The organism is Dietzia maris (assembly GCF_036287335.1).
Classification (GTDB): domain Bacteria; phylum Actinomycetota; class Actinomycetes; order Mycobacteriales; family Mycobacteriaceae; genus Dietzia; species Dietzia cinnamea.
Genome location: NZ_CP143053.1, coordinates 899,331 through 925,633, shown reverse-complemented (window position 1 = coordinate 925,633; position 26,303 = coordinate 899,331). Strand labels below are relative to the sequence as shown.

The window sequence follows — 26,303 nt, the reverse complement described above, 5'->3', positions numbered from 1 at the left end:
ACGGTCGGCGGGCCCGCTGCCGTACGTGAGGGGAAACACCCGATGTCGGACTCGACGACCTCGACCTACGACGCCGCCCACCGGCTCTCGATCAGCGATCCCGACGCCTTTTGGTTGGACGTCGCCGGGGACATCGACTGGACCACGACCCCCACGACGGCGGTCGACGGATCCCGTCCACCCTTCTACCGGTGGTTCCCCGACGGTGAGCTGAACACGTCGTACAACTGCGTCGACCGGCACGTCGCCGCCGGGCGGGGCGAGCAGGCCGCGTTCATCTACGACTCGGCGGTCACCGGGGTCAAGGAGACCATCACCTACGCCCAGTTGCTGAAGCAGGTCGAGGAGTTCGCGGGCGCGCTCGCCGCGGAGGGCGTGGGACGCGGCGACCGGGTCGTCATCTACATGCCGATGGTCCCCCGTGCCGCCGTGGCGATGCTCGCGTGCGCCCGGCTCGGCGCCGTCCACTCCGTCGTCTTCGGCGGATTCGCCGCACCCGAGTTGGCGATCCGGATCGACGACGCCCGCCCCAAGGTGATCGTCACGTCCCACGGCGGCATCGAGCCGACGCGCAAGGTGCCCTACTTCCCCATGGTCGCCAAGGCGCTCGAGCTCACCCGCCACACCCCCGGGGCCGTCATCGTGGCCCCGCGTCACGACCAGTTCCCCGACATGGCGTTCCCCGACACCCCGGGAACCACCTGGAGCTACTGGGATGACGCCGTCGCCGTCTCCGAGCCGGCGGCGCCGGTCCCGGTGAAGGCCACCGATCCCCTGTACATCCTCTATACCTCCGGAACGACCGGGCTGCCCAAGGGCGTGGTCCGCGACAACGGCGGACATGCCGTCGCGCTCGCGTGGTCGATGTGGAACGTCTACGGCATCCGGCCGGGCGACGTGTGGTGGACCGCCTCGGACGTGGGCTGGGTGGTCGGCCACTCCTACATCGTCTACGCGCCCCTACTGGTCGGCGCGACGTCAGTGATCTACGAGGGCAAGCCCGTCGGCACCCCTGATGCCGGGGCGTTCTGGCGCGTGGCCTCCGAGCACCGCGCGGTCGCACTGTTCACGGCTCCGACCGCCGTGCGGGCGATTCGTAAGGAGGATCCCGAGGGCCTCGAGATCGGTAAGTACGACCTGTCGGCCATGCGCACTCTGTTCTGCGCCGGCGAGCGTCTCGATCCGGACACCTACCAGTGGGCCACCGACAACCTCGGCAAGCCTGTTGTCGACAACTGGTGGCAGACCGAGACGGGCTGGCCGATCGCCTCCAACCTCCGCGGCCTGGAGCCGATGCCGATCAAGCCCGGCTCCCCCACCGTTGCGGTCGCCGGGTACGACCTGCATGTGCTCGACGGAGACGGCACGCCCCTGCCGCCCGGCGAGGAGGGGAACCTGGCCATCAAGCTGCCCATGGCCCCGGGCACGCTGGCGGGCCTCTGGGAGGACGACGAGAGATTCGTCTCCTCGTACATGTCCGTCTTCGAGGGTTACTACTCCACGGGTGACGGCGGGTACATCGACGAGGACGGCTACGTCTTCGTGATGGGTCGGACCGACGACGTCATCAACGTCGCCGGCCACCGGCTGTCCACCGGGTCGATGGAGGCCGTCATCGCCCGGCATCCCGCCGTCGCGGAGGTCGCGGTGATCGGCGTGAAGGACCATCTCAAGGGCCAGCGCCCCGTCGGCTACGTGGTGCTCAAATCCGGCCAGGTCCGCGACCCCGACGAGCTGCGGTCGGAACTGGTGGCGATGGTGCGTGACGAGATCGGGGCGGTGGCCACCTTCCGCGACTGCACGGTCGTCCAGGGGCTGCCCAAGACCCGCTCGGGCAAGATCCTCCGCAAGACGATGCGGCAGATCGCCGATGGTCAGAAGGATGTGGCGGTGCCGTCGACGATCGAGGACCCGGCCGTCCTCGACGCCCTCACGCCTTACTTGCGGCAGCAGGGGTAAGCCCGAGGCCGCGCCGGCCGGGGCGGGGCGACTCGCGGCCCGGCCGGGGATCCGCGCCCGAGCCAGGCGTCTCGCTCCCCGCGAAGGCGTTTCGCTCTCGACGATGGGGTCTCGCTCCCGCCGATGGCGGCTCGCCTCCGTGCGTGTCCACGCAGCCGCTCCCGGCGATGGCGTCTCGCTCCCGCCGATGATGCTGCGCACTACAGCCGCCCCTCGCCATGGCGTCTGGCGCGTACCGCGGGGCAGGCGAGACGCCATGGTGAGGGGCGGCTGTGGTCGTCGGGCACACGGGGGTCGTCGGCCGCGGGGCTGCGACCGGGCCGGGTCAGGCGGTGGGCGCCGGCCGGGTGTGTGCGGGCCGGGCCAGCAGGCGCGGGCCGGGTCAGCAGGCGCAGGCCGGGCCAACAGGCGCAGGCCGGGTCAGGCGGTGGGCGCGGGCCGGGCCAACAGGCGCAGGCCGGGTCAGGCGGTGGGCGCGGGCCGGGACGCGGGCGAGTCGCCCTGCTCCATCCCGACAGACGACGGCGCCCCGCCCTCCCGAGAAAGGAGGACGGGGCGCCGCTGTCGGCTTCCGGGACCGCCCGATCAGGCGTCGAGCAGGTCGATCACGAAGACGAGAGTCTTGCCGCCGAGCGGGTGCAGGGCCGCAGAGGTGCCGTAGGCCTTGTCCGGCGGGATCACCAGCTGGCGGCGTCCGCCCACCTTCATCCCCGGAATGCCCTCCTGCCAGCCCTGGATGAGGCCGTTCAGCGGGAAGGTGATGGACTCGCCGCGATCCCAGGAGGAGTCGAACTGCTCACCGGTCTCGTAGTCCACCCCCACGTAGTGCACGGTGACGTTACCGCCGGCGACCGCCTCCGCGCCGTCGCCCACCGTGAGGTCCTCGGTGACGAGGTCGGTGGGCGCGGGGCCCGTCGGCATGTCGATCTCGGGCTTGTCCATGATGTTCTCCTGGGGTGGGAATCCCGGGTTCAGCGCTGGCTGATCGGGGTGAAGCTCCGCTCGGCCGGGCCGGTGTAGACCTGGCGCGGGCGGTTGATCTTGGTGGAGGGATCCTCGCGCATCTCGCGCCAGTGGGCGATCCAGCCGGGCATGCGACCGAGCGCGAACAGCACGGTGAACATGTCGGTCGGGAAGCCCATCGCACGGTAGATGAGGCCGGTGTAGAAGTCGACGTTCGGGTAGAGCTTGCGCTCGACGAAGTAGTCATCGGCCAGCGCGGTCTCCTCGAGCTTGAGCGCGATCTCGAGCAGAGGGTCGTTGCTCTGGGACAGCAGCGCGTGGGCGTGCTTCTTGGCGATCTGGGCGCGCGGGTCGTAGCTCTTGTAGACGCGGTGACCGAAGCCCATCAGCTTGACGCCGTCGACCTTGTTCTTGACGCGGTCCATGTAATCGGTGGCGTCGCCGCCCTCCGACTCGATCCGCTCGAGCATCTCGAGCACGGCCTGGTTGGCGCCGCCGTGAAGCGGGCCGTACAGGGCGTTGATGCCGCCGGTGATCGAGGAGTACAGCGGCGCCTCGGAGGAGCCGACCATCCGCACCGTGGAGGTGGAGCAGTTCTGCTCGTGGTCCGCGTGCAGGACGAGGAGCATGTCGAGGGCCTTGGCAACCTCGTCGGTGATCTCGTAGTCCGGGCCGAACGTCATCCGCAGGAAGTTGCGGACGTACCCGAGCGACGGGTCCGGGTCGATGGCCTCGTGGCCGTTGCGGATGCGCTCGATCGCGGCGGCCAGCGTCGGGCCGCGGCCCAGCAGGCGCGCGGTCGCCAGGTCGACGGCCTTGGGGTCGTCGATGTCCAGGTCGTCACCGTGGGTGCCGAAGAGGCTCACGCCGGCGGAGAGGACGGGCATCGGGTGGGTGTCGCGGGGGAAGGCCTGCAGCAGCGGCATCATCTGGCCGGGCAGCGCGGTCTCCCCGAGCACCTTGTCGGTGAACTCGGCGAGCTGGGCCTCGGTGGGATCCTCGCCGTAGATCAGCAGGTAGGAGACCTCGAGGAACGACGCGTTCTCGGCGAGCTGGTCGATCGGGTACCCGCGGTGCCGGAGGATGCCCTCGTTGCCGTCGATGTAGGTGATCGAGGAGGTGCACGCGGAGGTGTTGACGAACCCCACGTCCAGCGTGGTCATCCCCGTGTCGGCCAGCAGCGAACCCAGCTGCATCGCGTCGCTACCGCAGCTCGCCTCCACCACGTCGAGTTCGAGCTCACCGCCGGGGTAGGACAGTGTTGCTTTGCGGTCCGAACCGTTCGAGCCTGCGGTCACGCGATTCCCTCTCCGACGACTGGTCCCGGCGGTCGAGTTCCGCCACGAATGTGCTGTGCCACACCCTACCGTGACCGCCGTTCGTGGTTCGAAGGGAGTTCGCCACAGGTCCCCCCGCGGACCGGGCGGCGCCCCGACCGTCGCCCGGGCGGCCCCCGCGGCCCGGCGTCAGGGCTGGAGCCGCCGGGCGGTCCACCGGTCGCCGTCCCGCAGACACTCGACACGGTCGTGGAACCGGTCCGGCCCGCCCTGCCAGAACTCCACCCGGTCCGGGACCACCCGGTACCCGCCCCACCGGTCGGGCATGGGGATCTCGTCGACGTCGGCCAGGCGGTGCGCCGCCGTCGCGTACAGCGCTTCGAGCTCGGCCACCGACTCCGCCGGGCGCGACTGCTCGGACGCCCAGGCGGCGACCTGCGACCCTCGCGGCCGGGTGCGCCAGTACGCGAGGCTGTCCGCCCGGTCGATCGGATGGCAGGCGCCCTCGATGTGCACCTGACGCTCGGCGATCAGCCAGGGGAAGGTCACCGACGCGTACCCGGTCTGCGCCAACTGGACGCCCTTGCGCGACGTCGTCGTCGTGAAGAACGTCACCCCGCCCTCGTCGACGCCCTTACACAGGACGGTCCTGGTCGACGGCCGTCCCTCGGCGCCGACGGTGCCGAGCACCATGGCGTTGGGTTCGCGGACGCCGCGCCGGCCGGCCTCGTCCAACCACTCGGTGAACAGGGGCAACCACCCGCCGGCGAGGTCGGCCACGTCCAGCCGCGCGTGCAGGCCGTACCCGACGCGCATGGTGTCGAAATCGGTGGGTTCCAGGACCGGTTCCTCCATGACCCCAGACGGTACTCCGGGCCCGGGGCCCGGCCGGACTACCATGGAGCACGACCCACCCGACGACACCGAAACGGCATCCCAAGAGCATGAGCGATCAGCTGCCCTCCATCCCCGCCGACCTCAAGCCCGCCGACGGCCGCTTCGGCTGCGGTCCGTCCAAGGTCCGCCCCGAGCAGATCTCGGCCGTCGCCGACGCCGCCACCACGGTGATGGGCACCAGCCACCGCCAGGCCCCGGTCAAGGACGTCGTGGGTCGGGTGCGCGACGGCCTGTCCTCGCTGTTCTCCCTCCCCGAGGGCTACGAGGTCGTGCTGGGCAACGGCGGCACCACCGCGTTCTGGGACGCCGCCGCGTTCGGCCTGGTGCGGGAGAAGTCGCTGCACCTGACCTACGGCGAGTTCTCCTCCAAGTTCGCCAAGGTCACCGGCGGCGCGCCGTTCCTGGCCGACCCGATCGTCATCTCGGCCGACCCCGGCTCGGCGCCGGAGCCGACCTCCGACCCGTCCGTCGACCTCATCGGCTGGGCGCACAACGAGACCTCCACCGGCGTGATGGTGCCGGTGTCCCGCCCGGCGGGCTCGGAGAACGCGCTCGTCGCGATCGACGCCACCTCCGGCGCCGGCGGACTGCCCGTCGACATCGCGGACGCCGACGTCTACTACTTCGCCCCGCAGAAGTCCTTCGCCTCCGACGGCGGCCTGTGGGTGTCGATCATGAGCCCCGCAGCCCTCGCGCGGGTCGACGAGATCGCGGCCACCGACCGCTGGTGCCCGGACTTCCTGTCACTGCCCACCGCGGTGGACAACTCGCGCAAGAACCAGACGTACAACACCCCGGCCGTGGCGACGCTGCTGATGTTCGCCTCGCAGATCGAGTGGATGAACGACCAGGGCGGGCTCGACTGGGCCGTCGCGCGGACCAAGGACTCGTCCTCGCGTCTGTACGACTGGGCCGAGGCCAGCGACTACGCCACCCCGTTCGTCGCCGAGCCCGCACACCGGTCGCAGGTGGTGGGCACGATCGACCTGGCCGAGGAGATCGACGCCGCGAAGGTCGCCAAGACCCTGCGCGCCAACGGCATCGTCGACACCGAGCCGTACCGCAAGCTGGGCCGCAACCAGCTGCGCATCGGCATGTTCCCGGCGATCGAGCCCGAGGACGTCACGCAGCTGACCCGCTGCATCGACCACGTGGTCGGCCAGCTCTCCTGAGCCGCCCCCGGGCACGCCGGCCCCCTCCGGCCGGGCCCGTACTTTTCCGCAGCCCACCCGGCCCGTCCGCGCGCCGGGTGGGCTGCGCTGCCCTACCATGTGGGGACGCGCCCAGGCCCCGGGCAGCGGAGCAGCTCAGGCCGCCGACGGGGCCGCGAGGAGTCGAGGAGGCGGCATGCGGAAGCTGAGGATCATCGGTGTGGACACCGAGTCGTCGGTCGTCGAATGCGAGGTCCCGGACTCCGGTGAGAAGTTCACCCTGCCCCTCGACGACCGTTTCCGAGCCGCCGCGCGCGGTGAGTTCGTGGCCGGCGGGTCGGACCGGGCGCCTGTGACCGGCACGCTGCGTCCCCGTGAGATCCAGGACCGGATCCGGCACGGGGCCTCCCCGGAGGAGGTCGCCGCCGACGCGGGGGTGCCGCTGTCCCGCATCGAGGGTTTCGCCGTGCCCGTGCTGCTCGAGCGGGCCAACGCCGCCGACCTGGCGCGGTCCGCGCACCCGGTGCTGCCGGACGGGCCGGCGCTCAACACCCTCGCCGACCGGGTGGGCGCCGCCCTGGATCGCCGCGGCGTGGATCCGGACCTGGTGACGTGGGACGCCTGGAAGGACCGCTCGGGCGGGTGGGTGGTCCGCACGTCGTGGCCGGCCGGTTTGTCCGACGACGCGAGCGCCACGTGGTCGTTCGCCCCGGATTCGCACGGGGGTTCCGCGCGGGCCCTGGACGAGGAGGCCGAGCGGATCCTGGACCCGTCGCGCGCCACGGAACTGCGGTCGGTGTCGGCCCCTCCCCCGCTGCCGCCGGGCCCCCCGCCGATCCGGGCGGTGCCGCCGCCGGCGTCGGTGACACCCCCCGCCGGCCCGACGCGCCCCGCCGCCGAGCCGCCGTCAGCCCCCGCCGGGCCCCCGGCCGCCGCGCCGGTCGACCGCGGTGACGGTGCCGCGGCCGGTGACGGTGGTGGCGCGGGTGGTGGCGACGACGACGAGGACTTCCTCCAGCCCACGCCGGCCGAACCCGAACGACGCCCCTCACGCCGTCATCCCACGATGCCGTCATGGGAGGACGTCCTCCTCGGGGTCCGCGGTAAGGACGACTGAGTCACGGACATGGGCCATCACGTCGCGACCTTCTGGTACCTGGCGACCGACGACCCCGCCGCCCCCATCCGGGCGGGGCATCCGTCGGACCCCGGCTTCGCCCGCCGCCTGCTGTCCCGGCTGTTCCCCACCGTGACCGTTGCGTCGCTGGGCGCGTTCCCGCTCAACCGGTCGGCGTCGGCCGGCCAGGGTGAGATCTACGTGGGTTCCTACCCCGGCCTGACGGTGGTGCAGACCCCCGTCGAGGGCCCGGTCGTGCCGTCGGCCGCGGCGGACGCGTGGCTCCGGCTGGTCGAGGCACCGGTCGTCCTGTTGTTCGCGCAGGATCCCGAGGACGGGGTCAGCGGGTTCGCCCGCTGGGAGTCCGGGCGCCTAATCCGGGCGTTCGCCGGGGCGGACGACCGCATCGTCGAGGACGAGGGGATGCCCCTGCCGTTCGAGCGCCCGTACTGGGCCGGCGAGTTCCCGCCCGACGGGGCGGACGACAACCCCCTGGCGTTGCCGTTCTCGCCGTCGTCACTTCTCCACGCCGCGCACCGTGACTGGCTCGGCTTCGACCTCGAGCCGGGTGGCCTGGACGTGCCGGTCCACGGTTTCGCCACCGACGGCCGCCGCGAGGTCCGGCAGCACACCCCACCCGCCGGTCCCGCGCTGCACGTGGTGGGGATGCCGGGGCGCGCCGAGCTCCACGCCGCCTCGCGTCGCGCCTCGTCGCGCCCGGCCGCGGAGGACGACGACGGGACGGGCGCCGACGGCGGGCGCACGGGGGGTGCGTCCCCGTACGAGGACGACGACTACGAACGCCTGCCCTCCGGCGCCGGCCCGCGTCGGGCCGCGGGCGTCGAGCGCATCCGCGGGCTCGCCGGGCTGGTCGGGGGCGCGGTCCGCCGGGGCGTCGACGAGGTGTCCCGCCGAGCGCGCCGCCGCTCGCGGTAGTCGTCGCGCCGGGGATCGGTCGCGCGGGGGGTCAGTCGCGCGGGGGGTCAGTCGCGCCGGGCCCGCTCGTAGAACGCGACCGCGGCGGCGGTGGCCACGTTGAGCGAGTCCGTGCCGTCGGTCATGGGGATGGCGGCGCGCACGTCGCAGGCGCGCATGGCGTGCTCCGTCAGGCCCGGTCCCTCGGCACCCAGCACGAACGCGACCTTCTCGGCGTCGACGGCGCGGGAAAGGGGGGCCTCGGCGGCCGGGGTCAGCGCGATGGTGCGGAAACCGCGCTCGCGGAGGTCGTCGAGGCTCCGCTGCCACGTGGTCGGCGTGCCGGGCAGATGCGCGAACGGCAGCCGCAGCACGTGCCCCATCGACACGCGCACGACCCGCCGGTACAGCGGGTCCCCGGTGGCGGCGCCGAACAGGACCCCGTCCACGCCGAGCGCCGCGCAGTTACGGAAGATCGCGCCGAGGTTCTCCGGGTCGTTGACGCCCTCGAGCACGACGAGGGTGCGGGCCCCGTCGACGACCTCGTCCACCGCCAGCGGCCCGGGTCGGTCGGCGGCGGCGAGGATGTCACGGCTCGAGCGGAAGCCGATCACCTCGCTGAGGACGTCCTTGGTGGTGCGCAGGTAGACCGCGTCGCCGGCCCGCTCGTCGGCGTCCCACCCCTCGGCGGTGGCCTCGCGTCGCAGCTGCTGCAGGCGCGAGTCGGTGCCGAGCAGAACGTGGGGCCGGAAGCGGGACAGCAGCATGCGGCCCACCACGTAGGTGCCCTCGGCGATCACCAGTCCCCGACCGCCGGGCAGGTCGGGTCGGCGGTCGGAGTTGTTGAGGTCGCGGAGATCGTCCAGCCGGGGGTCGGCGGGATCGGAGACGTCGACGACGTGCACGGTTCGGTCGCTCCTCCCGCCGGCCGGTCAGGCCAGCGCGTCGGTGATGGGGCCGATCGCGAAGTAGAGGACGAACGCTGCCGCGACGATCCAGAGGATCGGGTGCACGGTGCGGGCCTTGCCGGTCGCCGTCGCCATGACGACCCACGCGATGAAGCCGATGCCGATGCCGTTGGCGATCGAGTAGGTGAACGGCATCGCCACGATCGTGAGGAACGCGGGCAGGGCGATGGAGAAGTCGCTGAGATCGATCTGCTTGATCTGGGCGATCATCAGCGCGCCCACGATCACGAGGGCGGGCGCGGCGGCCTCCACCGGGACCACCTCGTAGAGCGGGGTGAAGAACATCGCCAGCAGGAACAGCACGCCGGTGACGACGTTGGCCAGGCCCGTGCGCGCGCCCTCGGCGATACCGGAGGCCGACTCGAGGAAGACCGTGTTCGACGACGACGAGGTCAGACCGCCGGCGACGGCGCCGAATCCCTCGACCACCAGGGCGCTCTTCATGCTGGGCAGGTTGCCCTCGGAGTCCATCAGCTCGGCCTCCTTGCCGAGGCCGGTGAACGTGCCCATGGCGTCGAAGAAGTTGGCGAGCAGCAGGGTGAAGACGAACAGTCCGGCGGCCAGCGGGCCGATGCGGGTGAACGCCCCGATGAGGTCGACGTTGCCGATGAGCGACAGGTTGGGGATGCCGCCCAGGGAGTCCGGGATGACCGGCACCGCGAGGCTCCAGCCGGTGGGATTGGGCTCGCCGTCGACGACGGACGGGCCGGCGTTCGCGAAGCCCTCGACGATGACCGCGAACACCGCGGTGACGACGATGCCGATGAACAGACCGCCGCGGATCCTCCGGGCGACGAGCACGCCGCAGAGCAGGAGGCCGACGACGAAGACGAAGGTCGGCCAGGACGCGATCGAGCCGCCGATACCGAGGCCGACCGGGACGGTGGTGTTGGCGGCGTCCGGCAGGCGGCGCACGAACCCGGAGTCGACCACGCCGACCATGGCGATGAACAGGCCGATACCCACCGCGATCGCGGCCTTGAGGTCGGCGGGGACCGCGTTGAACACGGCGGTGCGGAACCCGGTGATCGCGAGGATCACGATGATGACGCCCTCGATGACGATGAGGCCCATGGCCTCGGCCCAGGTCACCTGCTGGGCGATCGTCACCGCGACGAGCGAGTTGATGCCGAGGCCTGTCGCGAACGCGAACGGGTACCGCGCGATGGCGCCGAACGCGATGGTCATCACGCCGGCCGTGAAGGCGGTGACGGCGGCGATCTCGACGATCGACAGCTGGTTGCCCTCGACATCCACACCCGAGCCGAGGATCAGCGGGTTGAGGATGATGATGTAGGCCATCGCGAAGAAGCTGACGAGCCCGCCGCGGACCTCACGCGCGACGGTGGAGCCCCGCTCGCTGATCTTGAAGTAGCGGTCGACCGCCCCGATCCCGGCGGGGGGCTGCGACGCGGCCCCGGTGCTCTGCGACATCTGGCGACCTTCCTGGCTATGGGTGGGGAACCGTCATAGAGTAACCGGCCACGTACCTGCGGTAGCGTCGCGGGCATGACGGATGAGGCGAAGGACACGCAGGTACCGCCGATCCCGACCTACTTGTTGGACCCGCGTCCCGTGGTGATCCTCGGGACGCTGGCGTGGACCCTGGCCCTGCTGGCCCACACGCTCATGACCGACGTCGACATGCGCACCGTGGTGCTGTGCGCGGTGGGGATCGGTGTCGGCGCGGTCGGCTCGCTCGTCTACGCGCTGCAGCGCCGCGCGGTCCTGCGGGGCAGCGCGGGCGCCCAGCGAGGGCTGGACTTCGACCGCGACTGAGCAGCGCTAGGCCTCGTCCGCGGGCGTCGACCCCTCGGCCCCCGACGCGGTCTCTCCGGTCCCGGCCTCCCCGGCCGAGGTGTCCCCCGCTGAGCGGGCGCGGGCCGAGGCGGCGAGCTGCTGCGGCAGGACCACCACGTCGACGGCCGCGTCGTCGTACGCATCGGGTACCGGCGGCGTCGTGTCCTTCGGCACCTCGGTCTCGCTGTGCGCGCCACAGCCGTACTCGAGGTGCACGGTCTGACCGTCCGCGGAGTACTCGTTGGCGCAGATCCCGAACATCGTGCCGAGCGAGCCGGCGAGGGGGACCAGGAACCCGCACGTGCCGCAGTGGTGTTTGGCGCTGCGGGCGATCTCGGTGTCGGGCCCCCGCTCGGCGGTCCAACGTTCGGCGGCGGCCGACCGGCCCTGCCGGCTCAGGTGGCGCGGACGTCCGAGTCCGATGGGACCGGCGGCCTCGTCGAGCGCCTCGTCTCCACTGGAGACGTACCCGGGGACGAGCCGCTCGTCGTCCTCCGCGGGTGGCAACAGATCGCCCGCGCCGAGGTCCCCGGGCCGGATCCGCTTCTCCCACGGCACCCACTCGGGCGCGACCAGCGCGTCGTCCCCTGGCAGCAGCGCGATCTCGTCGACCGTCACCTCACCGCCCGGGACGAGGGCGAGCACGCAGGCCCAGTACCACCCGCGGTACCCGGGCAATTCGGAGGCGAAACGGTGCGTGGTGGTGTACGCGGCCTCGACGGTGGTCCCGAGGTGCTCGCCCACGCCGGTGATGGCGAACTCCTCGGTCGCCGCCCGCGCCACGTCCACGGCCGAGGCCAGCCGCTCACGCAGCTCGGAGTCGAAGCCCGATTCCTCATCGGTGCCCGCGACGGTCGCCCCCTGATCCGTGCCTACCTCGGTGTTCACGTCCCCCATTATGCGCATCATCGCGGGGAGGGCGCGGTCCGGCCCGTCGTGCGGCATCCTTGGGGGCATGAGCAGTGTCCGCCGCCCGGTCGGCCCCCTCGTCGTGTCCCTGAGCCTGATCGCCGCGCTGACGGCGTGCTCGACCGGGGACGGGAGCGAACCGAGCCCCACCACCGCGGCCGGGACCTCGCTGGCGTCCTCCAGCGCGCCCGCCGGTTCGTCGTCCACCGGGTCCACCGCCCCGCGCGTCCCGGTCGGCCCGTCGGAGCCGCAGCCGGTCCGCGGTTCGGTCGAGGTCATGCGCACGCTGGAGCACGATCCCGCCCTATTCACCCAGGGCCTGCAGGTGGTCGGCGACGAGGTCTACGAGTCGACGGGCCGGTACGGCGACTCGGTGGTGCAGCGTCGGCCGCTCGAGGGTGGGGACGCGGTGACCGTGGAGATGGCGGATGACGAGTTCGGCGAGGGCCTGGCCGTCACCCCCGACACGCTGTGGACGCTGACGTGGAGGAAGGGGGTCGCCCACAACCGTGACCCGCGGACCCTCGAGGTCCGGTCCGAGGCCACGTACCAGGGCGAGGGCTGGGGCCTGTGCTTCGACGGCTCCGGGCTGGTAATGAGCGACGGCTCCGACACGCTGACCTTCCGGGACCCTGCCACGTTCGAACCGGTCGGCACCGTCGCCGTCACCTCGGGCGGCACGCCGGTGCCCCGGCTCAACGAGTTGGAGTGTGTGGACGGCGACGTCCTGGCGAACGTGTGGATGACCGACGAGATCATCCGGATCGATCCCGCCACCGGCGAGGTCACCGCCATCTACGACGCCGCGCAGCTCGGCCGGCCCCGGCCGGCCGACCCGGACGCCGTGCTCAACGGGATCGCGTCGCTGCCGGGCTCGGAGAGCCTCCTGGTCACCGGGAAGCTGTGGCCGCAGATGTACGAGGTGCGACTCGTTGGGTGAGCGCCCCCGGGGACCAGCACGGCGGGCCGCCGCCTCCACCGGGCGGGGGGTGCGCCGGATCTTCCACGCCGACGGTGCGGACCGCTCGGGGCTGGCGCCGCTGAGCTACGTCACCATCGCGAACTTCGCGTGTGACGCCATCCTCGCGGTAGCCCTCGCCAACACCCTGTTCTTCTCGGCGGCGACCGCGGAGTCACGCGGCAACGTCGCGCTGTACCTGCTGGTGACGGTCGCCCCGTTCGCGCTGATCGCGCCCGTCATCGGCCCTGCCCTCGACCGCCTGCGCAGTGGCCGTCGGCTCACCGTCTCGCTGACGTTCACCCTGCGTGCGGTGCTCGCGGTGATCCTCGGCCTGAACTTCGACACATGGCTGCTCTATCCGCTCGCCCTGGGCATGCTCGTGCTGTCCAAGACGTTCGGCGTGGTCAAGGCCTCCATCACCCCGCACGTGCTGCCACCGGCGCTGGACCTGGTCCGGACCAACTCCCGCCTGACGGTGCTGGGACACGTCGGCGGCAGCGTCGTCGCCGGGGCCGCCGCCGGCGCCGTGGCATGGATCTGGGACTCCCCCACCGCGCTATGGCTGCTCGCCGCGGTCGCCCTCGTGTCGGCCTACGTGTCCATGACGATCCCCGCGCACGCCGAGGCGTCGGAGGACGATGAATCCGCCACCCTGTGGTCGGGACACGGGGGTTCGGTGGGACGTGGCCTGCGCGCCGTGCTCACCCGGCCGCTCGGCAGGAACGTCCTGGCGAATCTCTGGGCGGTCTCGCTGGTGCGGTTCATGACGGGATTCCTCACCCTGTATCTGGCCTTCGTCGCCAAGGCGCAGGAGGACGCGTCCGCCCTCGAACAGGCGGGCCTGCTCGCGATCGCCGGCGCGGCCGGCGGGTTGGGCACCTTCGCCGGCAACGCGGTCGGCGCCCGACTGCCGCTGGGGCGCCCGGGCCGGATCACGAGCACGGCGGCGGGGGCGGCGCTGGCCACGGCCGTCGTCGCGGCATTCCTCGGCACGCTCTGGGGCGCGGCCGTCCTGGCGCTGGTGGCCGCGGTGTGCAGCGCACTCGGCAAGGTGGCACTGGACGCGTCCATCCAGACCGACATCCCCGACGCCGCCCGCTCGTCGGCGTTCGGTCGGTCCGAGACCGCGTTGCAGCTGGCGTGGGTCGCGGGCGGGGCGTTGGGCGTGCTGTTGCCGCCCGACTTCACGATCGGGTTCTCGATGATCGCCTCGGTCGGCGCCCTGCTGTTCGCGCAGTCACTGCTCACCGCTCGCGGCTCCACCCTCGTCCCCGGCCTGGGCGGCGACCGGCCGCGGTTCCCGGGCGGGCCCCGTGACCCGGGTGCGCTCGGCGGCCACCTGCTCGGCAGAATGAAGGGGTGAGTTCCCTGAGTGATGCCCCGTCGACCGGCCCCCGCGTCCGCCCGATCACCTGGGCGATCCTGGCGTGGATGATCATCATGATCGCGGCGATCGTCGGCGCGTGGCAGGGGTCGGAGTCCCGCTACGGGGCGCTGCCCGAGATCACCGTCGCCACCGACCGCGGGCAGGAGAAGGTCCTCCCGTTCACCGCGACCGACCTGGACGGCAACACGTACACCAACCCGGTCGGCGAATTCCACGTGCAGGACGAGCACACGTTGACGGTCCGGCTACCCGGCGAGCTGCGGTCCGCGACGATGGACGTCTACGAGGTCCGCGCCGACGGGGTGCGCGACTACACGGTCGAGGCGGACGGACCCGGCCAGCTCCTCGTGCCCGTGACCACCCCGGAGGAGGGCCGGATCGAGGGCCTGGCCATCCGGGCAGTGGCGATCGTCTACGCGGCGGACGGCTCGGAGTCGATCCTCAACGGCGAGTGGTCGGTCGGCTTCACCTACGAGGACTGACCCACCGAACGCACTGGAGCCGGGCCCTCGCCCCGGCCCTGCGCCGTGACGGGATCAGGCGTCCAGCTCGCGCGCTACCGCGCGCAGGACCGAGGCAACCCGGCTCGAGATCTTGTGGTCCGGTCGGTGACCGCGCCGCAACTCCGGCTGGACGGTCGACTCGAGCACCTTGATCATGTCCTCGACCATCCCGTGCAGCTCATCGGGCGAGCGCCTGGGCCCGCCGCGCGGGGCGCGCTCCTCGGCGACGGTCGGCTCGTCGTGGACCACCACGCGCAGCGCCTGCGGACCGCGGCGGCCGGAGACCATGTCGAACTCCACACGCTGACGGGGGCGCAGGGTCTCCACGCCGGCGGGGAGCGCGTCCGCGCGTACGTAGACGTCCTCGCCGCCCTCCTGGGACAGGAAGCCGAACCCCTTCTCCGCGTCGTACCACTTGACCTTGCCGCTGGGCACCGCGAACCACCTTCCGTCCCGGGCGCGCACGGGCGCGACCGACAACTCCACTGACGATCAGAGACTACCCTCGTGCGCGTTGGTGACGGCCGCGAGGCGAGCGGTACCCTCCCCTGTGTGACCTCCGACGATCGACGCCCGGCCGACGACCCCTGGACACCCGACGCGTCCGCCTCCGGTGACGCGCACGCGCCCGCGCGGCCACGTCGCCGCGGGCTGTTCGTGGCCGCGCTGATCATCTTCGCGATCGGGGTCGTCTTCACGATCGTCGCCGCGCTGACGCCGTTCGTGCTCGACCGCGACGCGCCGACGATCCTGTACCTCGGCGCGATGTTCTTCACTCCGGTGGGCTTCCTGCTGGGCCTCGCGTACGCCATTCTCGGCTCGCGCCCGCCCAGGGTGTGACCAACTCCACCCTCGTGGTAACGACCCAGGTAACGAGCGGATAACAGCGCGCTATCTCCGCCCGGGCGAGCTCTTTTTATTTCAGAATGGTGACGATCCGGCATCGAACCGCTACTGTTCCGTAGCAGACTCGTCAGCGAGTCGGCATCGGCCGCACCCACCGAACCCCGCCCTGCGGCCGACGCCACTGTGACCATTACCCGGGCGGGGACGGGGGACCCGACAGGGCCCACGACGGGCCCGGCGACCGCAGGTCGCCTTGGGGTGAAGCCGCCGCCGGCGGCCGGACGCACTCGTTTCCGAACCCGACAGCTCACCTCGTAGGCACAGAGTGAAAAGGACTGACGCGTACATGACCTCGTACACCGGACGCCACCGCGCCGCCACCCCCTCCTCCGCGCCCAAGACCGCCGTCAAGGTCGTGCTCGCCGGCACCGCCTTCTCCGCCGCGGGCCTGGCCCTCGCGCCGGCCGCCAACGCCGCGCCCGACTCCGACTGGGACCGTCTGGCCCAGTGTGAGTCCGGCGGCAACTGGGCCATCAACACCGGCAACGGCTACCAGGGCGGCCTGCAGTTCTCGCCGAGCACCTGGGCCGCCTACGGCGGCACGCAGTACGCGCCGACGGCCAACCAGGCCACGCGCGAGCAGCAGATCGCGATCGCCGAGAAGACCCTCGCCGGCCAGGGCTGGGGCGCATGGCCCGCCTGCTCGGCCAAGCTGGGCCTCAACTCGGCGCCCACCCCGCGTGACCTGTCGGCCCCGAAGCCGGCTCCGGCCCCGCGCCCGCACGCTGATACGGCCGCCCCGGCCGCCCCGCCCGAGGTCAGCGCCGCCGATCACGTGGCCACTCTCAAGGCGTTCGCCGAGAGCCGCGGTGTCTTCCTCCCGATCACCGAGGGTTACGAGGCCAACAAGGCCGCCGTCGACGCCGCCTACGCCGGCAACCAGGACCTGGTGGACGGCTTCGTCGCCACCTACCTGGCCAACTGACGCCGGCGACACCCGCCGAGCGGTCCCCGGGCCACGAGGAAGGGCCGCCACCCCCTACAGGGAGTGGCGGCCCTTCTCGCGTTCCTCGGCGCCGCGCCGGAGGTCGGATCTCAGGCGACCCAGGGCGCGCCGTTGATCTTGGTGTACGGGTGGATGTAACCGAGTCGCTCCTGCGGGAGCGGGAAGGTCTCCTGGCCGAACGGCGACAGGCCTCCCGCGACCAGCGCGGCGAGTTCGGTGACCGGGTGCTCGCCGAACGAGGCGTCGGGCCAACCCGGGTTGTCATAGGTCAGATTCTTCTTGGCAGCCACGCCTGTAGTCTCTCACCTCCGACCCGATTCGGCAGCAGGTGGGTCGATTCCCACGCGGACCGGTTCTCACGGCCGCCGCGGTCTCACTAGGCTGGGACGGATCATGCCCAGCTCCCGAGCCACCTCACGCGGCGCCGCCTCACGCGGCGCCGCCGCCGACGCGCCGGACTTCCCCGCCTGGCTCGCCGGGTTGTCCGACGACGCCCTCGTGCGCGTGTGCGAGCTGCGCCCGGACGTGGCCACTCCCCCGCCCGCCTCGCTGGACGTGTTGGCGTCGCGACTGCGCCTGCCGGCGTCCACCGCGCGGGCGGTGGGGACGTTGTCGTGGCCGGAGCTGCTCGTGGCCGCCGCGGCCGCGGCGGTCGGCGCCGATTCCGGGGCCGTACCACTGGGCGCGGTGTCGGGGAGACTGGGTGTCGACGACGACGAGCCCGTCTTCCACGCCGCCGTGGCCCGTCTCCGCGAACTCGCGTTGATCTGGGGCGAGGAGGACTCGGCGCGGATGGTGCCCGTCACGGCGGTGGCGATCCGGTCGGCTCCCGTGGTGGCCCCTCATCCGGGCGAGCCCGCCGGGGCCGATCTCGAGGCGGCGTGGGGCGGCCTGTCCTCGGCTGCGGCGGGGGTCCTCGAGGCCATCGCCCGCGGGCGCATCCCGGCCGGTGCGCTCGGGGCCGGGGCGTCGGAGTCCGTGCGCGCGGCCGCGGTCGAACTCGCCCAGGCGGGGTTGGCGGAGCTCACCGGCGACGACGACGCCGAGCGGGTGGTGCCCCGCGCCCACGCCCTCGACCGGGCGCGCCACGGGGCCCGCGCGGACGGCTCGTCCCTGCTCCACCCACCGGCCTGGGCGACGCCTCGCGCCGGGGCGGGTGCCGGGCGGGCCCGCGAGGTGGACGCCTCCGGCGGCGTGGCGGCCCTCGACCTGCTCCACCGCTGCGACTCGGTGCTGGCGGCGCTCTCGACCGCCCCGGCGGCCACCCTCAAGGCCGGCGGCGTGGGGGTCCGCGAGTTGCGCCGGGTGGCGCGGGCGGCCGCGCTCGAGGAGTCCGAGCTGCCCCTGTTGCTCGAGGTCCTCGCGGCCGCCGGCCTCATCGCGGTCGGCGACGCCGAGGTCGGGGACGTCGACTACGACTCGGTGTGGGCGCCCACCGAGGCCGCGGACGTGTGGTCGGCGCGCGAGCCCGCCCGCCGCTGGGCCGAGCTGGTCGTGGCGTGGTGGTCGATGCCGCGCACCCCGTGGCGCGTCGGCTCCGAGCTCGAGGGCGGCGGGACCCTGCCCGCACTGGGCGAGCCCGTCGGCCCGCCCGGACCGACGGAACGCGGCCGCGTCCTGAAGGCGCTGGCCGCCCTGGACCCCGCGGCCGAGCCCGCCGACGCCCTGCTGCCCGAGGTGGTGCGCTGGTCGGCGCCGGTGTGGTTCTCGCGTGCGGGTGCGCGGCCCGTCTCGGAGACCGTGGCCGAGGCGCGACGGATGGGACTCGTCGTCGGGACCGTGGCCACCTCGGCCGCCCGCCACCTGGTCGACGCCACCCACGGCGCGGGGGTCTCCGGCGCGGGTGTCTCCGGGGGTTCCGGCGGCGCGGTCGTCGAGGACCTGGAACCGATCCTCACCGCCGCGTTGCCCGCCCCGGTGTCGGAGGTCATCGTCCAGGCGGACCTGACGATCCTCGCCCCCGGCCCGCTGACCCCGGAGCTGGCGGCGGAGTTCGCCCTCCTCGCCGACGTCGAGTCCGCCGGCGCCGCCACCACCTACCGCGTCACCGAGACGTCCCTGCGCCGCGCGCTCGACGCCGGACGCACGGCCGCGGGCATCCGCGAGATGCTCGCCCGCACGTCCGTCACCCCTGTCCCGCAGTCGCTGGACTACCTGATCGAGGACGTCGCCCGCCGCCACGGGCGCCTGCGGGTGGGCACCGCCCTGTCGTTCATCCGCTGCGACGATCCGTCCCTCGTCGCGCAGGTCCTCGGCTCGCCGGTGGCGGAGAGCGCCGCGCTGCGCTCGGTGGCGCCCACCGTCCTGGTCTCCCAGGCCCGACCGCTCGACCTGGTCGAGGCGCTGCGCGTGCACGGGTTCGCCCCCGTCGTGGAGGACACCTCCGGAGCGGTCGTCGCGCTGTCCCGGCCGGCCGCCCGCGTCCGCGAGTCCCGCACCACCCGGGCGCCCCGCGTCCCGACCCGCGCGCCCACCACCTCCGAACTGCGGGCAGCGGTCGCGGCGATGCGCTCCGCGGACCGCGTGCGCTCGGCGCGCGGTACCTCCGCGGGCGCGTACACGGGCGAGGCCGCCATCGCCCGCCTGCACGAGGCCGCGGGCACCGGCACGGCCGTCACCGTCTCCGTGGTCGACGCCGCGGGCCGCTCCTCCGCCCGGCTGGTCGTCCCCGCCTCCGTCGGCGGGGGCCGGATCGAGGGAATCGAGCCGGACTCGGCCGAGCCCGTCGTCCTGCCGCTGCACCGGGTGATCTCCGTCTCCGACGTCGAACCCACGCGCTGACGCGGATTTCTGGACAATGGAGGGTCGGGCCCACGCGGGCCCGGCGAGAGACCCGAGGAGGCCCGAAGTGAGCGGTGGACCGCTGATCGTCCAGTCGGACAAGACAGTGCTGCTGGAGATCGACCACGAGCAGGCCGCCGACGCCCGACAGGCGCTGGCCCCCTTCGCCGAACTCGAGCGCGCGCCCGAGCACGTCCACACCTACCGGATCACGCCGCTGGCCCTGTGGAACGCCCGGGCCGCCGGGCACGACGCCGAGCAGGTGGTCGACGTCCTGGTCTCCTACTCGCGCTTCCCCGTGCCGCAACCGCTGCTCGTGGACATCGCCGAGACCATGGCGCGCTACGGCCGGCTGCAGCTGGTCAAGAGCCCGGTGCACGGCCTGACGCTCGTCTCCCTCGACTCCGCCGTGCTCGCCGAGGTCAAGCGACACAAGAAGATCGCCCCCATGCTCGGCGCCGACATCGACGCGGACACGGTGATCGTGCACCCCTCCGAGCGCGGTCGGCTCAAGCAGGAGCTGCTCAAGGTGGGCTGGCCCGCCGAGGACCTCGCCGGCTACGTGGACGGCGAGGCCCACGAGATCGCGCTGTCCACCGAGGAGGAGCAGTGGGAGCTGCGCGACTACCAGCAGATGGCCGCCGACTCGTTCTGGGCGGGCGGCTCCGGCGTGGTCGTGCTGCCCTGCGGCGCCGGCAAGACGATGGTCGGCGCGGCCGCGATGGCCAAGGCCAAGGCCACCACGCTCATCCTGGTGACCAACACCGTCGCCGGGCGCCAGTGGAAGCGGGAACTGCTGGCCCGCACCACCCTCACCGAGGACGAGATCGGCGAGTACTCCGGTGAGCGCAAGGAGATCCGGCCCGTCACCATCGCTACATACCAGGTGGTCACGCGCAAGACCAAGGGCGTGCACCGGGCGCTGGAGCTGTTCGACTCCCGCGACTGGGGCCTGATGATCTACGACGAGGTCCACCTGCTGCCCGCGCCCGTGTTCCGCATGACCGCCGACCTGCAGTCGCGCCGCCGCCTCGGCCTGACCGCGACGCTCGTGCGCGAGGACGGCCGCGAGGGCGACGTGTTCTCCCTCATCGGGCCCAAGCGCTACGACGCCCCGTGGAAGGACATCGAGGCGCAGGGGTGGATCGCGCCCGCCGACTGCATCGAGGTGCGCGTGACGCTCACCGAGAACGAGCGGATGCTGTACGCGACCGCCGAGGCCGAGGACAAGTACAAGCTGTGCTCGACCGCCCGCACCAAGATCCCGGTGGTCAGGAAGATCCTCGCGCGCCATGCCGGCGCCCCCACCCTGGTGATCGGCGCCTACCTCGACCAGCTCGAGGAGCTCGGCGCCGAACTGGACGCGCCCGTCATCCAGGGGTCGACCTCCAACAAGGAGCGCGAGAAACTGTTCGACCAGTTCCGCAACGGTGAGATCTCCACGCTCGTGGTGTCCAAGGTCGCCAACTTCTCGATCGACCTGCCCGAGGCCAGCGTCGCGGTGCAGGTGTCGGGCACGTTCGGCTCGCGTCAGGAGGAGGCGCAGCGGCTCGGTCGACTGCTGCGGCCCAAGCACGACGGCGGGCAGGCGCACTTCTACTCGGTCGTCGCCCGCGACACCCTCGACGCCGAGTACGCCGCGCACCGCCAGCGGTTCCTCGCCGAGCAGGGGTACGCGTACCGGATCGTCGACGCCGACGACCTGCTCGGCCCGCCCATCCCCGAGGTCGGCTGACGCCCGCGGCGGTCACCCGTGGGCCCGGCCGTCGCCGGTGCTGGGATACTGGGCGCCATGGCCGCCGATCGCTCCCCACGCAACCCGCACGAGCAGTACCGACTCGCCGACATCCCCGTCGACGACGCCTGGGTCCGCAAGAACAACGAGAGCCTCGCCGAGGTGCGCCGCCTGCAGTGGTCGGCAGGCATCCTCGGCGTCATCGTGCTCGCCGCCGGCATCGGCATGCTCGTCTACGCGGAGTTCGCGGCGTGGGGCTGGATCATCGCGGTGGTGGCCGGCGCGTTCGCGATCGGCTGCCTCGCGATGGTCGGCTACATCCCCCGCAAGATGGGGTCGATGCAGCACACCTACTCCACCTCTGAGCTCGTCCCGGCCGTCATCGCCGAGGTCCGCCCGCGCGGCGTGACCCTGCTGGCGTTGGTCGACCGGGCCGTCGACCGGTCCGCCGGCAAGCTGCCCGCCCTCGTGGCCCGCAACTGCGGACCGATCCCGGGCCACGAGTCGAGGGTCGGCGAGCGCGTGCCCTGCGTCGCCGTGGTGGGCAACCGGAGCGCCCGCGGCCGCGACAACCTCTACCAGTTCATCTCCCCCATGCCCGTCGCGTGGGCCACCTCCGACAAGGCGGCGCTGCGCCGGCTGGAGAAGGAGATCCCCTCGGGTGAGTGGGAGCGGCTGCGGCAGAACATCGACCGCGTCACCGAGGTCCAGGCCGTGCCGACGAGCCTGCTCCCCCTCGACTGAGGGTCTCACCGCACCCGCCGGCACACGCCGCAGCCGCCCGCCGACCGGCCCCTCACCCGGCCCCGGGACCGGTGTGAAGTAAGCGTCACGGGACCGTGACCCGACGCCACAGCGCCGCAACACCTCCTTCCTAGCCTGATCCGCACAGGCACGCCAAGGAGGTCCAGGAATGACTGAGCACATCGTCGTCGTCGGGCACGGGATGGTCTCCCACCGCTTCGTCTCCACCCTCGGCTCGCGGTACGCCGACGCCGACGTGGCCGTCACGGTGATCGGCGAGGAACCCGATCCCGCCTACGACCGCGTCGGACTGTCCGCCTACGTCGGCGCGTGGGAGCGCGACGCCCTGCACCTCGACGACGCGCGGCACTCCGCCGACCCCCGCGTCACCGTGCGGTCCGGCCGGCTCGTCACCGCGATCGACACCGCCGCCCGGCGCGTGGAGCTCGACTCCGGCGAGCACGTCGACTACGACACCCTGGTCCTGGCGACCGGCTCGCGCGCGTTCGTCCCGCCCGTCCCCGGCCACGACCTGCCCGGCTGCCACGTCTACCGCACGCTCGACGACCTCGACGCGATCCGCGCGGCCGCCGAGCGGGCCGGGGCGGGCGCGCACGGCGTGGTGATCGGCGGCGGGCTGCTGGGCATCGAGGCCGCCAACGCGCTGAGCCTGCTCGGCCTGGTCCCGCACGTCGTGGAGCGCAACGACCGGCTCATGCCCGTCCAGGTCGACGGCCGCGGCGGCGCCCTGCTGTGCGACCTCATCCGCGACCGCGGCATCGACGTGCACCTCAGCGTGACCGACACGGCCATCGAGGAGAGCGCCGCCGCCGGGCTCCGCGTCGCCCTGTCCTCCGACGACGGCGAGACGGATGTCGTCGACGCGGCCCTCGTCGTGTTCTCCGTCGGAGTCCGGCCCCGTGACGAGCTCGCCCGCGCCGCCGGGATCGCCGTGGCGGAGCGGGGCGGCGTGCTGACCGACCGGGCCTGCCGCACCTCGGACCCGCACGTCTACGCGATCGGCGAGTGCGCGGCCATCGAGGGCACCTGCTACGGCCTGGTCGGGCCCGGATACACCTCCGCCGAGGTCGCGGCCGGGCAGATCACCGGCGACGCCGGCACCGAGTTCACCGGGGCCGACCTCGCCACCAAGCTCAAGCTCATGGGGGTCGACGTGGCCAGCTTCGGCGACGCCCACGGGCGTACGCCCGACTGCCTCGAGGTGGTGGTGGATGACCCGGTCGCCCGCACCTACAGCAAACTCGTCCTCAGCGACGACGCCCTGACCCTGCTCGGCGGCGTGTTCGTCGGCGACGCGGGCCCCTACCAACTGCTCAAGCCGCTGCTGGGCCGCACCTTGCCGTCGTCCAATCCCCTGTCCCTCATCACCCCGGGCGCGGCGGCCGACTCCGGCGTCGGCGTGGACTCACTTCCCGACGACGCGCAGATCTGCTCGTGCAACGCCGTCACCAAGGGCGACCTGCGCGAGGCCATCTGCGGCGGCGCGTGCGACGTGCCCGCCCTCAAGGCGTGCACCCGGGCCGGCACCTCGTGCGGCTCGTGCCTTCCGCTCATGCGTCAGGTCCTCGAGGCCGAGGGCGTCGAGCAGTCCACCGCGCTGTGCGAACACTTCGACCAGTCCCGCTCAGAACTGTTCGAGATCGTCACCGTCACCGGCATCCGCACGTTCTCCGGCCTGATCGGGCGCTTCGGGCGCGGGATCGGCTGTGACATCTGCAAGCCGACGGTCGCGTCGATCCTCGCCTCGACCAGCTCGGACCATGTCCTCGACGGCGAGCAGGCGGCGCTGCAGGACACCAACGACCACTTCCTGGCCAACATCCAGAAGAACGGCACCTACTCGGTGGTACCGCGGATGCCCGGCGGCGAGGTGACGGCCGAGCAGCTCATCGTGATCGGCGAGATCGCCCGCGACCACGACCTGTACGTCAAGGTCACCGGCGGCCAGCGCATCGACCTGTTCGGCGCGCGCGTCGAGGAGCTCCCCGCCATCTGGCGGCGGCTGGTGGACGCGGGCATGGAGTCCGGCCACGCGTACGGCAAGTCGCTGCGCACGGTCAAGAGCTGCGTGGGCACCTCCTGGTGCCGGTACGGACAGCAGGACTCGGTCGCGATGGCGGTGCTGCTGGAGACCCGCTACCGCGGGCTGCGGGCGCCGCACAAGATCAAGATGGCCGTGTCCGGGTGTGCGCGCGAGTGCGCGGAGGCCCGGGGCAAGGACGTCGGCGTGATCGCCACCGAGAACGGCTGGAACCTCTACGTGGGCGGCAACGGCGGCGCGACCCCGCGGCACGCCCAGCTGCTGGCCGGCGACCTCACCGACGACCAGCTCATCCGCTACATCGACCGCACGGTGATGTTCTACGTCCGCACCGCCGAGCGGTTGCAGCGCATGGCGCCGTGGCTCGAGGCGCTCGAGGGCGGGCTCGACCACCTGCGGGAGGTCGTGTGCGACGACTCGCTCGGCCTGGCCGCCGAGCTCGAGGAACGCATGGAGGCGCACGTCGCCGGCTACGTGGACGAGTGGGCGGCCGTGCTCGACGATCCCGACAAGCTCGCCCGGTTCGTCTCGTTCGTCAACGCCCCCGAGGCGCCGGACCCCACCGTGCAGTTCGAGCAGCGCGACGGCCGCAAGGTGCCGGTGCTGCTCGGCTCCCCCGCCATGCCCGTCCGCAGCTGAGCTCGCGCGCCCCCGACGCGCCGGGCCCCCGCCCCAAACCTTTGACCCGACATCCACCCGCCCACACCCGAGGAGTCCGCCATGACCGCAACCCTGTCCCGCCCCGCCCGCACCGGCGCCGCCCCCGAGATCGCCGTGTGCGCGTTCGACCGCCTCATCCCCGGCCGCGGGGTCGCCGCCCTGCTACCCGACGGGCGACAGGTGGCGGTGTACACGCTCGACGACGGCGAGGTCCACGCCGTCTGCAACATCGATCCCGTCGCCCGCGCGGCCGTGATGAGCCGCGGGCTCGTGGGCGACCGCGCCGGCGTCCCCGCCGTGATCTCGCCCATCGGCAAGCAGGCGTACGCGCTCGAGGACGGTCGCGGCCTCGACGACCCGTCCCGCGGGATCTCCGTATTCCCCGCCCGGGTCGCCGACGACGGCACGGTCTACGTGGCGACCGAGCCCGCGGTCCGCCACGCGCGCGCCACCGCTGCGTAGGGCGAGCTCGCGGGGCGCGCGGCTGTCGGGCCGCGCGCCCCGCCTGTTCAGATGGTGAGCCGGTAACCGCGCTTGACGACTGTCGTCACCAGGTCCGGCACGCCGAGCGCCCGCCGGAGTCGACCCATCGCGGTCTCCACCGCGTGCGGGTCCGTGCCGTCGCCGGGCAGGGCCGCGAGCAGCTCGTCCCTGCTCACGCACGCCCCCGGGCGCCGCGCGAGCACCCGCAGCAGCGCGAGCTGGGCCGGCGTCACCTCGACCGGTCGGCCGTCGACCAGCACCGCCGCCGCGCACACGGTCAGCTCGTGCCCGGCCACGTGGATCGGCGCCGTCCGGGCGGCGAGTTCGTCGGTGGTGTGCCGCATGAGCGAACCCAGGCGCATCCGGTCGGGGCAGGTGAACGGCACGTCCAGGTCTGCCAGCGGGGCCGCGGTCACCGGGCCCACGCACAGGGCGGCGACGGGGCCGCGCAGCGCGTCGAGCAGGTCGTCGAAAAGCCCGAGTGCGTCCGCACGCGAGAGCACGGCCACGACCGCCGGCGCGGCGGTGAACGTCACGCCGTCGACGCCGTGACGGGCGATCGTGGTGACCAGTTCGTCGAGCGCGGCGAGATCCTCGGGCAGCTCCCACCGGTAGACGGGCACCTCGATCACGTCGGCGCCCGCGTCCCGCAGGCCGTCGAGCAGGGGGGCCATGGGGTTCCAGCCGGAGCCCGCACCCTGCACCTGCACGCCGATCGTCAACCCGTCGACGCCCCGCTCGAGCAGCATCTCCAGCAGCTCCGGGCTGGCCTCGCTGACCGCGGACGCGTGCTCCCGCAGGCCGGCGGCCCGGATCGCCCCGGTCGTCTTGGGTCCGCGCGAGTACAGCGGGATCCGACCCATCAGTTCGAGTAGCTGCCCGGCCAGGCCCCACTCCTCGCACACCTGCATCCACCAGCGCACCCCGGCGGCGGTGGTGAGCACCATGAGGTCGGCGGGCGCGGCCAGCAGTCGCTCGGTGGCCTCGCGGACCACGGTGTCCTCGGCGATGGGGATCATGTGCATCGCCGGCGCGTGCAGAACGGTCGCGCCGCGGCGCTTGAGCAGGGTGCGCTGCTCAGAGGCCCGCCGGGCGGCGGTGACGGCGACCGTGCGCCCGAGGAGCGGGAGATCGGTGCCGGCGGTGGTCACGTCGGAATCGGTCACTCCCCCATCATGG

Annotated in this window: 24 protein-coding genes and 1 riboswitch; of the genes, 15 read left to right on the top strand and 9 right to left on the bottom strand. The window is 72.8% G+C overall.

Features of this window, described 5'->3' with window-relative positions; genetic code table 11:
* Positions 1-42 precede the first annotated feature (42 nt).
* Positions 43-1,959, top strand: coding sequence for an AMP-binding protein (locus tag VYL96_RS04195; RefSeq protein ID WP_007625962.1), 1,917 nt, complete (start codon positions 43-45; stop codon positions 1,957-1,959).
* Between the two features lie 585 nt (positions 1,960-2,544).
* On the opposite strand, the gene VYL96_RS04190 is transcribed toward VYL96_RS04195, so the two are convergent.
* The 3 genes from VYL96_RS04190 to pdxH form a co-directional block, all read right to left on the bottom strand.
* The gene (locus VYL96_RS04190) at positions 2,545-2,901 is read right to left on the bottom strand and encodes an FKBP-type peptidyl-prolyl cis-trans isomerase (RefSeq protein WP_007628879.1); all 357 of its coding nucleotides are present in this window, start codon (positions 2,899-2,901) and stop codon (positions 2,545-2,547) included.
* 29 nt (positions 2,902-2,930) lie between these two features.
* Complete coding sequence (locus VYL96_RS04185; protein WP_007628877.1) at positions 2,931-4,220, bottom strand: citrate synthase; 1,290 nt, start codon at positions 4,218-4,220, stop codon at positions 2,931-2,933.
* A 168-nt stretch (positions 4,221-4,388) separates the two neighbouring features.
* A complete protein-coding gene (gene pdxH / locus VYL96_RS04180) occupies positions 4,389-5,054 on the bottom strand; it encodes a pyridoxamine 5'-phosphate oxidase (protein WP_007628876.1) in 666 nt (221 codons plus the stop codon).
* A gap of 89 nt (positions 5,055-5,143) precedes the next feature.
* Between pdxH and serC the strand changes: the two genes are divergently transcribed.
* The 3 genes from serC (at position 5,144) to VYL96_RS04165 (ending at position 8,300) form a co-directional block, all read left to right on the top strand.
* Positions 5,144-6,268, top strand: coding sequence for a phosphoserine transaminase (gene serC, locus VYL96_RS04175; protein WP_007628873.1), 1,125 nt, complete (start codon positions 5,144-5,146; stop codon positions 6,266-6,268).
* 175 nt (positions 6,269-6,443) lie between these two features.
* Positions 6,444-7,364, top strand: coding sequence for a septation protein SepH (gene sepH, locus VYL96_RS04170; RefSeq protein ID WP_131885781.1), 921 nt, complete (start codon positions 6,444-6,446; stop codon positions 7,362-7,364).
* Positions 7,365-7,373: 9 nt separating this feature from the next.
* The gene (locus VYL96_RS04165; protein WP_131885780.1) at positions 7,374-8,300 is read left to right on the top strand and encodes a DUF6928 family protein; all 927 of its coding nucleotides are present in this window, start codon (positions 7,374-7,376) and stop codon (positions 8,298-8,300) included.
* A 47-nt stretch (positions 8,301-8,347) separates the two neighbouring features.
* Here the strand turns inward: VYL96_RS04165 and VYL96_RS04160 are convergent, their stop codons facing one another.
* Together VYL96_RS04160 and VYL96_RS04155 are read right to left on the bottom strand one after the other, a co-directional pair.
* The gene (locus VYL96_RS04160) at positions 8,348-9,184 is read right to left on the bottom strand and encodes a TrmH family RNA methyltransferase (RefSeq protein WP_007630509.1); all 837 of its coding nucleotides are present in this window, start codon (positions 9,182-9,184) and stop codon (positions 8,348-8,350) included.
* Positions 9,185-9,211: 27 nt separating this feature from the next.
* A complete protein-coding gene (locus tag VYL96_RS04155; RefSeq protein ID WP_007630510.1) occupies positions 9,212-10,681 on the bottom strand; it encodes an NCS2 family permease in 1,470 nt (489 codons plus the stop codon).
* Between the two features lie 75 nt (positions 10,682-10,756).
* Between VYL96_RS04155 and VYL96_RS04150 the strand changes: the two genes are divergently transcribed.
* Entirely contained in the window at positions 10,757-11,026 is a 270-nt protein-coding gene (locus tag VYL96_RS04150; RefSeq protein ID WP_131885779.1) for a DUF2530 domain-containing protein, read from the top strand.
* 6 nt (positions 11,027-11,032) lie between these two features.
* Here the strand turns inward: VYL96_RS04150 and VYL96_RS04145 are convergent, their stop codons facing one another.
* A complete protein-coding gene (locus tag VYL96_RS04145) occupies positions 11,033-11,944 on the bottom strand; it encodes a DUF3027 domain-containing protein (protein WP_131885789.1) in 912 nt (303 codons plus the stop codon).
* A gap of 58 nt (positions 11,945-12,002) precedes the next feature.
* Here VYL96_RS04145 and VYL96_RS04140 point away from each other — a divergent pair, with 58 nt between their 5' ends.
* From VYL96_RS04140 to VYL96_RS04130, 3 genes are read left to right on the top strand one after another with little or no spacing between them, the layout of a single operon-like run.
* Entirely contained in the window at positions 12,003-12,896 is an 894-nt protein-coding gene (locus VYL96_RS04140; RefSeq protein ID WP_131885778.1) for a glutaminyl-peptide cyclotransferase, read from the top strand.
* Positions 12,889-14,280 (top strand): MFS transporter, encoded by a 1,392-nt coding sequence (locus tag VYL96_RS04135; protein ID WP_131885777.1) that lies wholly within the window; start codon positions 12,889-12,891, stop codon positions 14,278-14,280. Before VYL96_RS04140 ends, VYL96_RS04135 begins: the two co-directional genes overlap by 8 nt.
* Positions 14,277-14,786 (top strand): DUF2771 family protein, encoded by a 510-nt coding sequence (locus VYL96_RS04130; protein WP_007626815.1) that lies wholly within the window; start codon positions 14,277-14,279, stop codon positions 14,784-14,786. Before VYL96_RS04135 ends, VYL96_RS04130 begins: the two co-directional genes overlap by 4 nt.
* Before the next feature lie 54 nt (positions 14,787-14,840).
* On the opposite strand, the gene VYL96_RS04125 is transcribed toward VYL96_RS04130, so the two are convergent.
* Entirely contained in the window at positions 14,841-15,242 is a 402-nt protein-coding gene (locus VYL96_RS04125; protein WP_061229338.1) for a cold-shock protein, read from the bottom strand.
* A gap of 117 nt (positions 15,243-15,359) precedes the next feature.
* Between VYL96_RS04125 and VYL96_RS04120 the strand changes: the two genes are divergently transcribed.
* Together VYL96_RS04120 and VYL96_RS04115 are read left to right on the top strand one after the other, a co-directional pair.
* Entirely contained in the window at positions 15,360-15,647 is a 288-nt protein-coding gene (locus tag VYL96_RS04120; protein WP_007626818.1) for a hypothetical protein, read from the top strand.
* A gap of 181 nt (positions 15,648-15,828) precedes the next feature.
* A riboswitch (cyclic di-AMP (ydaO/yuaA leader) is annotated at positions 15,829-15,988 on the top strand.
* A gap of 11 nt (positions 15,989-15,999) precedes the next feature.
* Positions 16,000-16,638 (top strand): transglycosylase family protein, encoded by a 639-nt coding sequence (locus VYL96_RS04115; RefSeq protein WP_131885776.1) that lies wholly within the window; start codon positions 16,000-16,002, stop codon positions 16,636-16,638.
* Between the two features lie 110 nt (positions 16,639-16,748).
* On the opposite strand, the gene VYL96_RS04110 is transcribed toward VYL96_RS04115, so the two are convergent.
* On the bottom strand, positions 16,749-16,949 hold the full coding sequence (locus VYL96_RS04110) for a hypothetical protein (protein ID WP_131885775.1): 201 nt from the start codon (positions 16,947-16,949) through the stop codon (positions 16,749-16,751).
* A 103-nt stretch (positions 16,950-17,052) separates the two neighbouring features.
* On the opposite strand from VYL96_RS04110, the gene VYL96_RS04105 reads away from it, so the two are divergent.
* The 5 genes from VYL96_RS04105 to nirD all read left to right on the top strand — a co-directional run bounded on the left by VYL96_RS04105 (position 17,053) and on the right by nirD (position 25,103).
* Positions 17,053-19,440 carry a helicase-associated domain-containing protein gene (locus VYL96_RS04105; RefSeq protein WP_131885774.1) on the top strand — a complete coding sequence of 796 codons (2,388 nt, stop codon included), beginning with the start codon at positions 17,053-17,055 and terminating at the stop codon, positions 19,438-19,440.
* A 67-nt stretch (positions 19,441-19,507) separates the two neighbouring features.
* Positions 19,508-21,175: a DNA repair helicase XPB gene (locus VYL96_RS04100; protein ID WP_007628622.1), complete on the top strand. Its 1,668-nt coding sequence runs from the start codon at positions 19,508-19,510 to the stop codon at positions 21,173-21,175.
* Between the two features lie 57 nt (positions 21,176-21,232).
* The gene (locus tag VYL96_RS04095) at positions 21,233-21,919 is read left to right on the top strand and encodes a DUF3239 domain-containing protein (protein WP_063974134.1); all 687 of its coding nucleotides are present in this window, start codon (positions 21,233-21,235) and stop codon (positions 21,917-21,919) included.
* 169 nt (positions 21,920-22,088) lie between these two features.
* Positions 22,089-24,620: a nitrite reductase large subunit NirB gene (gene nirB / locus VYL96_RS04090; protein ID WP_063974133.1), complete on the top strand. Its 2,532-nt coding sequence runs from the start codon at positions 22,089-22,091 to the stop codon at positions 24,618-24,620.
* Between the two features lie 81 nt (positions 24,621-24,701).
* Positions 24,702-25,103 (top strand): nitrite reductase small subunit NirD, encoded by a 402-nt coding sequence (gene nirD, locus VYL96_RS04085; RefSeq protein ID WP_131885773.1) that lies wholly within the window; start codon positions 24,702-24,704, stop codon positions 25,101-25,103.
* A 47-nt stretch (positions 25,104-25,150) separates the two neighbouring features.
* On the opposite strand, the gene VYL96_RS04080 is transcribed toward nirD, so the two are convergent.
* The gene (locus VYL96_RS04080; protein WP_243699695.1) at positions 25,151-26,290 is read right to left on the bottom strand and encodes a uroporphyrinogen-III synthase; all 1,140 of its coding nucleotides are present in this window, start codon (positions 26,288-26,290) and stop codon (positions 25,151-25,153) included.
* Between the last annotated feature and the right edge of the window lie 13 nt (positions 26,291-26,303).